Consider the following 13,238-nt stretch of genomic DNA (forward strand, 5'->3'; position numbering starts at 1 on the left):
TTATTTTTCATTATTCAATTATTAATGAAGTTTTCATTTGTTATTGTTTATTTTTCATTATTCTATTAGTAATGAAGTTTTCATGTGTTTTTTAAAATTTATATATTACTAATTTTAAATTATATTTAATAAAAGCTTATTGTAGAATTAATTTTATTTGGGCGATTGGAATGACTAAAAAAGCTATAGTATTTGATAACTCGGGAACATTGCTTGAGAGATTCAGAGTTATAAAGGATGTATCTACATGTGAATTCATAACCAATATAAACTCTTTAGACCTTATTGACAGCTGCATAAATGCTGCTTTAGTGGTTCTTCAATTCAATACAAGCCGCTTAAAGGACATGGATGAAAATATGCAAATCAGCGATTTTGTATTGGAGAATGACATTGAATTTGAAATCAGCTATTCATCTACAGATGTTTCCAAAGAGGATATAGTTGCTATTTTTGAAAAGGATAATGCTGTTTTAAAGGACATTTCAGACACTTTCCCATTATTGAAGGAAAGGGTTCCAAATATGGAATTATGCAATGGATCTGCTGTAATTGTTGATATTGAAGAAGAGAAAATTGCATATACAATCACATCTGCAGGCCAATTATTCAGTGGCGTAAAGGATACCATAGCCAAGCTTCAGGACAATGATATAGATGTATTCATTGCATCAGGAGACAGATCTGGGGCCATCAAAATGCTTGCTGACATTACCGGAATTCCAAAAGACCATGCATTTCCTACAGCAAACACTCAAAGAAAGGCGGAAATAGTAGGGAATCTTCAGGATGAAGGCTATAAGGTCATGATGGTTGGTGACGGTCCAAATGATGTTTTGGCTTTCCAGCAAGCAGATTCCGCTGTGCTAACAATAGAACAGCATGATGGTGAATTTCCTGAAAAATTAAGTGATTATGCTGATTTCGTCATTGAAGAAATTAGTGAAGTTCTTGAAATAGACTTTTAGCTTAAAAAAGTTTTAGATTTATTAGTGAAGTTCTTGATATAGGTTTTTAGTTTAAAAAAGTTTTAAAATTATTTTTTACAAGTTTTTGGACTTATTCATTTAAAATGATAAGCCCAAAAACCTGATTGGTTTATCTTGTTAGAGAGGTGAATAATTAAATATGATTTTACACTTGAAACGGTACTCTTCTTTTGTAAAAATTTTCATCAAAATTATTGATTTTCCTTTAGGAAATCGTCAATAACCTTTTTGCTTTTCATTACATTATCAAAGTTATTCAATTCAATTATTCCATGCTTAACATGTTTTAATAGATTCAAGTCAAGGGTTCCATCACCAACTGCCTGATGCTTATCCTTTATTCCATCATTGTCATTAATGTGGTTATATAGGATATTAGGGATCTTAAAGTAACTTTCCTGGTCTTTGCATGTATTTACATGTCCTAAGTCTATTGTAATGTTGCAGCCTGTTTCATTTGTAAGGTTTTCAAGTTCATATGCTCGATTTCCAAGGTATGAAAATCTTTCAGGCATATTTTCTATGGAAATTTTAGCTTCCTTGTCTTCTGCATAAGCTACTAGCTCATGAGTTGATTCAGTAAGGAATTCAAGTGCCATATCCCTTAAGTACTTTTCAGGTCTGCCTATTTTTCCAGGATGTGCTGTTATTCCTATAGCGCCTATTTCATCTGCAAGATCAAGACAATCCTTGGTTTGCTTTACAGACTCTTTTCTTATTCCTGGGTTTTAGCTTGCAAGATTTATGTCAACATTCACTGCATGCATGTAAACATCCAAGTCATAAGAGTGAAATACTTCAGATACTTCCTTATTGCCAAGCATTTCATCTGGCCTAAATGGACCTTCAGCCAACAATTCAACACTATCAAAGCCATTTTCTACAGCTATTGTAAGCATTTCATCAGCATTTTTCATAAATAGTGAAAGTAGTGAAAACCCTAATTTCATTCCTATCCCTTCCGTGTTTTTATAATTTTAATTATGAGTATTAGGCTATTTTAAAAATTTTTTATTTTTTTTTAAATAATTCTCTTTAAGATTTATTTTTTAAAACCGATAGATAAGGAATCTATGTTCATTGACATAGACTCCTAATCTATCAATCTTTTGATTTATTGATGTTAAGTGGATTATGATTTTTTAATTCATAGATTTATAGTCATTAAATCTACTACATTAATGGCAAATCTATATTTCTATAAATGATTGAATAATATCCAGATTTCCGGATACTTTTCAGCTATTGCATCATCTATTAGTTTAGATGCTTCATTACTTATGCTGAATTCCGGTTCTGTTTTTCTCAAGTACCTTAAGACTGCTGCTGATCTTGCAGACCATAAAGTTATTCTTGGGTTTTTTTCCACAGTTTCAATAACTTCATCTACCAGTTTTTCTTCTTTTTCTGTTAAAAAACTAGGTCCATTATTTATATCATCGAAAGCTTCTACTATTTTGGCACTTTCTTTATTATTTTCATTTAAATTAATTGTTGAATCAATATTTTTTACATTTTCTTTTGACTCAATTATTTTATTATTTTCCTTAATCTTTAAGTCATCATTATGGAAGACATTTGTATATTTTGATGAAGTTTTTTCTTCTTCGATTTCTTCAGCATCAACTTCCTCTTCAACAATTTCCTCTTCATACTTTTCAACATCAGCCTCTTCAACTAAGATGCCTTCATCATCATTGAAATCCTCTTCAGTAAAATTCAATTCCTTTTCTGCATCTACAGGTTCTTCTTCGGAAGTTAATTCTTCTTCACCAGGAGTTTCTTCTATTATTTCCTCCTCTTCTTCTTCCTCTTCATTATCATCGAAGATTACTTCCTTATCCTCATCGGCAGGTTCTTCTTCTTTAATGATTTCTTCTTTTTTCTCATTTTTCTTTACTTTTTTATTTTTCTTATTCTCTTTTTTATTCTCTTTTTTATTATCCTTCTTGTTATCCTTTTTATTATCTTTTTTGTTCTTTTTGCTGTCTTCTTTATTTTCTTCTTCATCTTCTATATCTGTCTTTAATCGTTCTTCTAATTTTGATTTAGACTTCAATATGTCTTCTAAGTTTAATCCTTCTTCAACTTCTTTTTCCTCTACTTTAGGAAATAAGGAATTTATTCCTTTCCCTAAACCAGATTTCTTTTCTTTTTTTGCCATTAATACCAAACCCTAATACTCAATGATTTATTATAAATCTAATTTTCTTCATCCATTTTTATCATTTCTTGTGCCAATTTAAAGTAAGCTATTGCACCTTTGCTTTCTGGATCATATACAATGCATGGTTTACCGTAACTTGGAGCTTCTGCAAGTTTGATGTTTCTTGGAATAACTGTTTTAAAGACGTATTCCTTATCTTTAAAGTATTTTTTCAATTCTGCATAAACTTCTCTTCCTAATATGGTTCTTGCATCATATAATGTTAAAAGAATTCCTTTTATAGGAGTAGGACTTCTTAATCTTGTTTCAACGAGTTTAATTGTGTTCATTAAGTCTGCTAATCCTTCAAGTGCAAAATATTCAGCTTGTATTGGCACCAATACGCTGTCTGCAGCTATTAATGAATTGATTGTAATTACCCCTAATGATGGAGGCAAGTCTATAATAATGTAATCAAATATATCCTTTATAGGCTCAAGCAGGTTCTTAAGTGCTATGTGGTAGTTTTCCTCTTTGCTTAATTCCACTTCTATTCCACTTAAGTCTATATTGCTTGGCAATATGAAAAGGTTTTCAATTTTTGTTGGAACAGTTGCCTTTTGAACACTGCATTCATTTACCAATGCTGTGTAAACTGTTTTCTTTATTTCTATTTTATTTATTCCAAAGCTTGTTGTTGCATTCGCTTGGGGATCCATATCAACTACAAGAACTGCCTTTCCTAATGCAGCAAGTGATGTTGCTAAGTTTACTACTGTAGTTGTTTTACCACATCCGCCTTTTTGATTCATTACCGCGATTGTTTCTCCCATTATATTAATTCTCCTTAGTATTTTTTCTAAAATAAAGTGATTTAGTGTTATTCATAAGATCATTAAAACTTATAAGTTAAAATTCATATTTTAAGTTTTAAATTATAAATTTTAACTTATGTCTTTTAACTTTTAATGAATAAGTTATTAGTTATATCTTATACTTTATAATTTATAAGTTATACTATATAAGTTTTAAGTTATATCTTCTCACTTTTACTTTATAATTTATACTTTATAATTTAAAACTTCTACTTTATAAGTTTTACTTTATAACTTTTAATTTATAACAGCTACTTTATAACTTTTACCTTATATCTTTTAACTTATATCTTTTAATTTATAAGTTCTTACTTTTAACTTATTTGTTATATTTTATAAGTTATTAGTTATAACTTATTACTTATAACTATAACTTATTGTAGTTTTTCAGTATAACTTATCACTTATAACTAAAAATTTTTGCAATTTTTCAGTATAACTTATAAGTTATAACTACTATTTTTATTAAATTTCTATAAGATCTCTTTTAAAAATTAGCTAAATTATAGTCATAAAATAGTCATAAAATAGTCATAAAATAGTCATAAAATAGTCATAAAATAGTCATAAAGATGTTCAAATCTCATCATAATAAAGTGATGAAATTAATTAAAATCTTATAATAAATCTACATGAAACACTTGAAAAACAAAGATTAATTTATAAAAAATATAAAAAAAAGTTGAAAAACAAAGATCAATTTATAAAAAATATAAAAAAAGAGAGGAGTTATCACATAAAGTGATAACAAAAGTTTTGCATTGGTGAAAAAATGGATAAAAATAAAATAGGAATTAAAAAAAAAAATATGAATGGAATTATTTGGAGTTTTCCATACTTCCATCCATGTAGCTTGCGTATCCTTTAAAGTCCATTAATCCATGGCCAGAGAAGTTAACAACAATAGTTTTCTCTTCACCTGTTTCCTTACATTTTTTAGCTTCATCAATAGCAGCTTTAATTGCATGGTTTGTTTCAGGAGCAGGAATGATTCCTTCACACATTGCAAACATTTTACCTGCTGCAAATACATCTCTTTGATGAACGCTTACTGGCTTAATGTAACCTTCATTCTTAAGCAAGGAAACTTGAGTGTTCATACCGTGGTATCTTAATCCTCCAGCGTGTACGGAAGGTGCTACAAACTTATGTCCTAATGTAAACATTTTTAAAAGTGGGGTGAATCCAACTTCATCACCGAAGTCGTATCTGTATTCTCCTGCAGTTAAAGTAGGACACGCAGATGGTTCTACAGCAATGAATTCAGTGTCTGAGTTTCCTTGGAGCTTGTCCTTAATGAATGGGAATAATGATCCACCGAAGTTACTTCCACCACCAACACATGCAATCATGGTGTCAGGTTCTTCTTCTACCTTTTCTAGTTGGACTTTGATTTCTTGTCCGATAACAGTTTGGTGTAAGATAACGTGGTTTAATACACTTCCTAATGTGTATTTTACTTTGTCATCACTCATTGCATCTTCAACTGCTTCAGAAATAGCAATTCCAAGGGAACCTGGTGTATCTGGAGTTTCTGCAAGAACTTTTCTACCAACTTCAGTGTGTTCACTTGGAGAAGCATATACTTTTCCATCATACAATTCCATGATGGTTTTTCTGAATGGCTTTTGGTCATAAGAAACTCTTACCATGTATACAGTACAGTCAATTCCCATCATGGAAGCTGCAAGAGATAATGCAGTACCCCATTGTCCTGCACCGGTTTCAGTTGTAATTCTTTCGATACCTTCTTTTTTAGCATAATATGCTTGAGCTATTGCACTGTTTAACTTGTGAGATCCTGTAGGAGAAGTGTCTTCCCGTTTATAATAGATTTTTGCAGGAGTGTTTAATTTCTCTTCCAAGCCTCTTGCTCTGCATAAAGGAGTTGGTCTTCCTAACCTTTGGTAGAGTTCCCTTACTTCATTAGGTATTTTAATGTATCTTTCAGTAGCAAACTCTTGGTTAAGACACTCGTTTACAAATATTTCAGGTAATGTGCCTATTTGGTCTTTTCCTTCACTGTTTTTAGGAGCAGGAAGTTCTACAGGTAAATCAGCGTTAATATTATACCATTTGGTTGGTACTTCATCATTGGTTAAATCAATTCTGTATTGCATTTTATCACGTTCGATTTTTTCTAATTTTTTAATTTTTATATTTTTATAATTTTTTAAATTATTATAAGTATAAGTAGATTATATTTAATCTGTACTAATAGTATGTATAATGTCTATATAAAACTTTGTAGTACATTTTTGTACATTATATTTTAATTATCATTTTTTCATAACTTTCAATAAAAGTGATTTTTTTAATAAAAAGAATTTTTCATACTTATTTTTTAAAAATATCCTTAAAATAATTCTTATTCAATAATAAAAATAATATTTAAATATTTTTAAAACAAATAGAAAACTATGAAAATTTTAGCTATTGATGTAGGAACAGGTACAGAAGATATCTTGTTGTATGATACAGAAAAAGAGATTGAAAATTCTATGAAATTGGTCATTCCATCTCCCCATTTGACTGTTGGACAATTGATTTCCCAATGTCAAAATGACATTTACTTTGACGGAGTCATTATGGGTGGGGGAAAGATCAAGGATAGATGTATTGAGCATATGGAAAAAGGATATAAAGTTGTTTTTGAAGACTTGGCAGCAAGAACAATACGTGACAATATAGATCAAGTAAAATCCTATGGATTTGAAGTAGCAGATGAAAATGCATTTGAAACAGATCCAAAATATGCTGATTTCACTAAAATATCTTTAAAGGATGTAGATGTAAATCATTTGATTGACATATTCCGCTCATTTGATTTGGACCTTGAAGTGGATGAGCTTATTGTAGCTGTACAAGACCATGGATACAGTGAAGATATGGGAGACAGAGACTTTAGATTTGAAAAGATCAAGGAAAAATTGCCTGAGCCACTTCCTCCTGAATCATTTGCTATGGAAATGGAAGAGGTTCCTGAATACTTTACAAGAATGCAATCTGTAATCAAATCATTGGCTAAAGACAATCCGGAATTTAAGCCTGTTCTTATGGATACTAAGTTTGCTTCACTTGCTGGTGTCTGTTACGATAAGGAAGTTTCAAAGCTCAACAGCTATGTAGTAATGGATATAGGAAATGGGCATACTACTGCAGCATCCATTGAAGACGGTAAAATCCAAGGTGTATTTGAACACCACACAAGAGACCTTTCATCTGAAAGACTTGAAGAGCTTGTTTTGGCCTTAGCAGATGGAACAATCAAGCATGAAGATGTTCACGATGAAGGAGGACATGGCGCATTTGCATTGAATCCTATTTCAAACTTAGAAAAAGTAATTGTTGCAGGTCCTAAGAGAGCATTGATTGAAGGAACTAATCTTGACTATTATCATGCAGCTCCTGGAGGAGATGTTATGATGACTGGAACTGTTGGTCTTGTAAAATCAATGGAATTTTTAAGAAAATAATGTTTTCCCCATATATCAAATATATTATTTTTCTTAATTTTTCTTAATTTTTTTATTATTTGAGAATTTTTGATTTTTTTGTTATTTTTTAGTTGTTTCATCTATATTTCATATTTGATTTTAACATATTTCTAACATTTTTTTTATAGGTTTATTATAAATCTATTACCTCATAGTTAAAAAATTGCTTTCATTAAAAAAATCTGGTCATTTTTTATTATTTCTGTCTAATATTTCTGATTTTAAATATATTTTTATTGTTTTTCCCCTATTTCTGTTACTTTTTTATCCTTCTCTTAAAAATTTTGATGATTTTTATCCTTTTTCTTGTTACTTTAACCTCATTTTCATTTACTTTTTTATGTTTTTTTATCATTTCCCTGCAACTTTTTATCGATATACAATAAATTTTTTTGATGATTTTTTAATATTTTTCCAATATTTTTTAATAATTTTATTAAAAACTTTTATATTATTAATACTAATATAAGATTGAAGACAAGTAAATTTTAATTTAATTTTTAGTATACAATAACGAGGAATAATATGAAATTTGATCCACATATTCATAGTGTTTATTCAGGAGATGCTCGTTCAGAACCTATTGACATTTTGGCACGAGCAAAAAAAATAGGCTTGGATGCTATTGCAATCAGTGATCATAATGAAATAAAGGGGTCTCGAATTGCAAGAGAACATGCTGAAGACATTATTGTAGTGCCTTCAATAGAAGTCTCTTCAGACAAAGGCCATATTTTAGGATTAGGTGTAGATGAAATAATTCCTAAAGGATTCTCTGCATTAGAAACTGTAGATAGAATCCATGATGCTGGAGGACTAGCTATTGTCCCACATCCATTTTCATATTATAGACATGGACTTTTCTGCAATGTTGACAAGAATCTTGTTGTAGATGGAGTGGAAACAAAAAATGCAAGATATATTTTTGGATACTCCAATAAGCAAGCTGAAACTTTAGCCTATAACAAAAGACTTGCTACATTAGGTGCAAGCGATTCCCATTTCCTCAAATCTATTGGAGATGCTTATACAGATGTGAATACCAAAGGTGATGATTCTGTAGATGGAATCTTAAAGGCAATTAAACATAGACGCTGCAAGGCAATGGGTCATAGAACAAGCAATTTCCTAATAGGCAAAGAAGTCTTTGTAAAAAAAGTCCTAAAAAGATATCCAAAAAGAGATGAATAAATTTATTTTTGTATTTTGTCTTTTTTATAAAAAAATTCTATTTTTACAAAATATTCTATTTAGGAATTAATTCATTATTTTTTTTAATATATTTTTAATATATTTTTAGTCTATTTTTTTTCGAGAAATTTTGAAATTTGATCTTTCATTTTTCTAAATTCTGAAATAAAATTTCATTATTCATAATTGGATTAATTTTTTCACTGGTAAAAATTTTGTAGTTAGAATATATTATTCATGAATTTGAAAATATTATAATTTTTTCGCTGGTAAAAATTTGGATGTTGAAATTTTTTATTCATGAATTTGAAAATATTTATAATTTTTTCGATATTAAAATGTTGAAATAATTTTCTATATTCTAAATTTTTAATTTTTTTCGATATAAAATTTTGAAGTCAAATTTCATAATTCATAAATTTAAAAATATAATTTTTTTATTATCGAATAATATAAAATTAGTTTCAAGATCAAAAATTTTTGATTAACTAACACCTATAACTAAAGTCAAAATGTTCCTCAATCCAGGTGCTAATCCTAATACAAATACTGTTAATTTTAATAGATTTTTTATAGTCAAGTCATCAAAATATTGGTTGATTATGTATAATACTGAAAGTATAACTATAATCTTCATAGGGAACACTGTGAAATATGTATCAAACAGTTGATTTAGAACATTTGGCAAAACGTGCTGTTCATAGTAGTTGAAATGTTCTACTGCAACAATAGTTGTGGATGCATCAAACAATTGAGTCATAAGTATAATCCTGTTTGTTTTGTTAGAAACTAATTCTACTATTGACGAATAATTTTTGAATATTTTTTCTCCAATAATCAATAGAACATGAACAATCAGGCTTGCAGCAATGAAAGTTGCAAAAATATAAATTATAGGCTTGACATTTAATTGAGGTATAAAATATAGGATAGGCAGGATCAATATCAATCCAATTGCAAATAATGTGTATCTGTAATCAATATTTTTCCTTTTATATAACTCCAAGCTAAACATAAATGATATGATGCTTATCATTCCAACTAAAATATAAATTTCAGGGGTAATTAAAAAAACGGTTTTTGGAAATATCCCATTATCCACTAATGCTCTGGTTAAACATCCAAGAGCAATAAATGGTATTATTGAATAAAGAATTGATAATGGATCTATTTTTATTTTTCTAAAGAGCTTTATTATTGCAAGTATGAAAATGACTAGAATAAGTGTATAGATAACTGTATTTAATACAGTATATCCTGAAAAGAAGTATGATTGTATGAAATCAGGAAGAAAACTATCTATAGTTGCCATTTTATCACTTTATTTATTCAATTATTTAAAGGTTAATTTGTCCTTTAAATATTTTTTATATTTTTTTATTTTTATTTTCATCAATAATTTTTAAGCTTGTTTTTATTAATGATAAGAGTTTTTAATTTTTATTTTCATCAATGACATTCAATAGCTTATTTGTAGCATTGATAATCGCAATCACACTTGACATGATTACATCTTCTTGGGTAGCTCTTCCTGTAGCTTTGTGTCCTTCATTATCTGAAACCACTACGAAAGTTTCTGCCATTGCATCGGTACCGCCAGTGATTGCCTCAAGCCTATATTCATCAAGGTTTATTTCAACAGTTTCCTTTACAAGTGTTTTTATCGCTCCAATGGATGCGTCTACAGGACCAACTCCTATTTGAGAGGTTTCTAAAATATCACCTCAATGGAAAGTCTGACGGTTGCAGTTGCAGATACAGATTCTCCGGTCATCACATTAAGTCCAAGCAATTTGATGTATTCTTTGCCTGTTGTAGCGAGTTCTGTAATAACGATTGATTTCAAATCTTCATCTGAAACACATATTCCCTTATCTCCAAGAGTTTTGACTTGTTTGAAAATATTTTCAAATTGCTTTGATGTGACATCTAAATGAAGTGCATCCAACTTGGATTTGATGCTTGCACGACCTGTGTGCTTACCAAGGGTTATTCTTCTTTGGTGCCCTACTATTTCAGGAGGAATAGGTTCATAGGTTGCTACATTTTTCAATATTCCATCAACATGTATTCCAGATTCATGAGTAAAGACATTTTCTCCTACAATAGGTTTGTTTGGAGGCAATTTTATGTTAGTTATGGATCCTATGAAATTTGAAGTGTTGAATAATTTTGTAGTATCCACATCGATATTTGCACCATATGCTATTTTTAAGCTAACTACAAGTTCTTCAAGACATGTGTTTCCTGCTCTTTCGCCAATACCATTTATAGTACAGTGGACCTGATTTGCTCCCTCTTCCACTCCGATAATTGAATTGCCTACAGCAAGCCCAAAGTCATTATGGAAATGAAGGCTTATAGGAATGTTTATTTTCTTTCTAAGTGTTCTAATCAATTTTCTTGTTGTGGCAGGTGTTAGTATGCCAACAGTATCCGGCACATTTATGATGTCTGTACCTGCATTTTCCACTGCCTTATAAAATTCTATTAGGTAATTTAATTCTGTTCTTGTAGAATCTTCAGCAGAAAATTCCACAGTAAGGCCATGGTCTTTAGCATATTCAACTGCTCTTATGGCTTGTGATATAATCTCTTCCTTAGATTTCTTTAGCTTATAATCTCTGTGGAGAGGGGAAGTTCCTATGAATAAGTGAACATAATCTAAACCACTATCAATAACAGCATCAATATCACTTTCTACAACTCTTGCAAGACCACTTACATTTGCATTTAAACCTAAATCCCCTATGCTTTTTGCAGATTCCATTTCCCCTTCAGATACAGCAGGGAAACCTACTTCTATTTTATTCACCCCTATGTCATCTAATGCTTGGGCTATTCTGATTTTCTCATCTACTGTTAACGCTATCCCTGGAGATTGTTCACCATCTCTTAATGTTGTATCAAATATAAGTATCTTATCTGGTATTTTCAATTCCTTTTTTGCATCTTCCATATTTATTGCAAACATATGCCTACCTCTATAGATTCAATATTGACTTCTATATAAGTGATTTTAAAATTAATTATTACTTTTATTAGTTTATTATATCTTAACACCCATATTAAAAATTTTTTTGTTTTTCATTTCCATTTATTTGACTTAATTAATAATTATCTAAAGCTGTCTGATAGTTTCCATCCAATTTAATGTATGGCTCTGCCCTTTTGATGACAACTCCTATCCTTTGTAGTTCTTCCATTTTTTTAAATGGCTTGTTTTTACGCACTGTCATAATTGTCCTTGCAGATTTTGTTCCTATTCCAGGTACACGTATCAAGTGATTGTAAGGGGCATGATTAATTTCTACAGGGAAGATATCCATTTCCCTTGCAGCAAGGATTTTAGGATCCTCGTTCAGATATAGCTTGTCGTTATCGTCAAAAACAAGTTCCTTCACATCAAACTTATAAAGGTTCAATAATGCATCTGCATGGTAAAGCTTGGCGGTTCTATCAGTGTTGCAGCTCTCTTTCTTTTCAAATTCTGTTCCTTCAACTGGTGAAAATGCACTGAAGTAACTTCTTTTCAAGTCTACTTTTTTATAAAGGCTTTCCATCCTTTTCAGTATTTCAAGGTCTGTCTCATCATTGGCTCCAACAATCAGCTGTGTTGTATGTCCAGACTTTGCAAAGCTTGGATTCCTTCTGCCTATCTGATTCATCCAATCCAACCTTTTAAGGATATCCTTGTTGTAATCCTTTGTTGTTGTGATTTCATTAAGGCCGTCTTTTGTAGCTGCCTCAATGTTTAGGCTTACCCTATTTGCCAAGCTCATTGCTCTTTTTATAGAGTCTTTTGATGCTCCTGGAATGATCTTTAAGTGTATATAATCATCATATCCATAGTCCTTTCTTAGGATTCTTGCAGTTTCAATGGTCTTTTCCATTGTTTCATCTACATTGTTAGATATCCCTGAACTTAGGAAAAGTCCGTTTACATATCCATTGTTATAATAGTGGAGGAATGCTCTTGACAGTTCCTCAGGACTTAATTCAAGCCTTGTAAAGTTACGTTTGCTTTGGTTGATGCAGTATTTGCAATCGTTTTTACACTTGTTTGTCATCAAAGTTTTAAAAAGAGGGATTTTGCATCCATTTTTTCCAGTTGCATTGTATATTCCTGGAAGATTTATTTGAGAGCTCTTGCTATGGCTAACATAATCGCATAAATCATATTGTGCACTATCTGCCAATACTTGCATTTTTTCTAATGTAGACATACTAATCTCGTTTTTTTTAATGATTTAATATTTTATTAATTAAAAATTTTTTATTAATTATATTATTATAATATTTGGTTTTTTATAAAACTTTTTAAAATATGCGTCTTTTTTAACTAATATTGCCAATAATATTTTTAACTAATATTTAACTTACATTAACTAATATTTTTAGATAATATTTTTAACTAAATTTAATAATATTAACTAATATTTTTAGATAATATTTTAACTAATATTTTTTTAACTGTGATTTTTTAATTAATATTTAACTCATATTTTTACTTAATATTTTTTAATTAATCAGTTAAATA

At 29.8% G+C, this 13,238-nt stretch carries 10 protein-coding genes and 1 pseudogene; 3 read left to right on the top strand and 8 right to left on the bottom strand.

Annotated elements, in window-relative coordinates; genetic code table 11:
- The first annotated feature begins 170 nt into the window (after positions 1-170).
- On the top strand, positions 171-968 hold the full coding sequence (locus tag QZV12_RS00125; RefSeq protein WP_295615430.1) for an HAD family hydrolase: 798 nt from the start codon (positions 171-173) through the stop codon (positions 966-968).
- Positions 969-1,180: 212 nt separating this feature from the next.
- Here the strand turns inward: QZV12_RS00125 and QZV12_RS00130 are convergent, their stop codons facing one another.
- The 5 genes from QZV12_RS00130 to QZV12_RS00150 form a co-directional block, all read right to left on the bottom strand.
- The gene (locus QZV12_RS00130) at positions 1,181-1,708 is read right to left on the bottom strand and encodes a sugar phosphate isomerase/epimerase (protein WP_295615655.1); all 528 of its coding nucleotides are present in this window, start codon (positions 1,706-1,708) and stop codon (positions 1,181-1,183) included.
- Positions 1,709-1,717: 9 nt separating this feature from the next.
- On the bottom strand, positions 1,718-1,939 hold the full coding sequence (locus QZV12_RS00135; protein ID WP_295615432.1) for a hypothetical protein: 222 nt from the start codon (positions 1,937-1,939) through the stop codon (positions 1,718-1,720).
- Between the two features lie 248 nt (positions 1,940-2,187).
- On the bottom strand, positions 2,188-3,162 hold the full coding sequence (locus QZV12_RS00140) for a hypothetical protein (RefSeq protein WP_295615434.1): 975 nt from the start codon (positions 3,160-3,162) through the stop codon (positions 2,188-2,190).
- A 29-nt stretch (positions 3,163-3,191) separates the two neighbouring features.
- Positions 3,192-3,968, bottom strand: a complete 777-nt coding sequence (locus tag QZV12_RS00145) for a ParA family protein (protein WP_295615436.1) — start codon at positions 3,966-3,968, stop codon at positions 3,192-3,194.
- A gap of 860 nt (positions 3,969-4,828) precedes the next feature.
- Positions 4,829-6,130 carry a TrpB-like pyridoxal phosphate-dependent enzyme gene (locus QZV12_RS00150; protein ID WP_295615438.1) on the bottom strand — a complete coding sequence of 434 codons (1,302 nt, stop codon included), beginning with the start codon at positions 6,128-6,130 and terminating at the stop codon, positions 4,829-4,831.
- A 300-nt stretch (positions 6,131-6,430) separates the two neighbouring features.
- On the opposite strand from QZV12_RS00150, the gene QZV12_RS00155 reads away from it, so the two are divergent.
- Together QZV12_RS00155 and QZV12_RS00160 are read left to right on the top strand one after the other, a co-directional pair.
- On the top strand, positions 6,431-7,486 hold the full coding sequence (locus tag QZV12_RS00155; protein ID WP_295615439.1) for a DUF1786 domain-containing protein: 1,056 nt from the start codon (positions 6,431-6,433) through the stop codon (positions 7,484-7,486).
- Between the two features lie 546 nt (positions 7,487-8,032).
- Positions 8,033-8,698 (top strand): PHP domain-containing protein, encoded by a 666-nt coding sequence (locus QZV12_RS00160; RefSeq protein ID WP_295615441.1) that lies wholly within the window; start codon positions 8,033-8,035, stop codon positions 8,696-8,698.
- Positions 8,699-9,182: 484 nt separating this feature from the next.
- Here the strand turns inward: QZV12_RS00160 and QZV12_RS00165 are convergent, their stop codons facing one another.
- From QZV12_RS00165 to QZV12_RS00175, 3 genes and pseudogenes are all read right to left on the bottom strand, one after another.
- Positions 9,183-10,010, bottom strand: a complete 828-nt coding sequence (locus QZV12_RS00165; protein WP_295615443.1) for a DUF63 family protein — start codon at positions 10,008-10,010, stop codon at positions 9,183-9,185.
- A 121-nt stretch (positions 10,011-10,131) separates the two neighbouring features.
- Positions 10,132-11,672, bottom strand: a pseudogene (locus QZV12_RS00170) (2-isopropylmalate synthase).
- 136 nt (positions 11,673-11,808) lie between these two features.
- Positions 11,809-12,924, bottom strand: a complete 1,116-nt coding sequence (locus tag QZV12_RS00175) for a radical SAM protein (RefSeq protein WP_295615445.1) — start codon at positions 12,922-12,924, stop codon at positions 11,809-11,811.
- Positions 12,925-13,238: the final 314 nt, after the last annotated feature.

The sequence above is a fragment of the uncultured Methanobrevibacter sp. genome (genome assembly GCF_902769175.1).
GTDB lineage: Archaea > Methanobacteriota > Methanobacteria > Methanobacteriales > Methanobacteriaceae > Methanobrevibacter.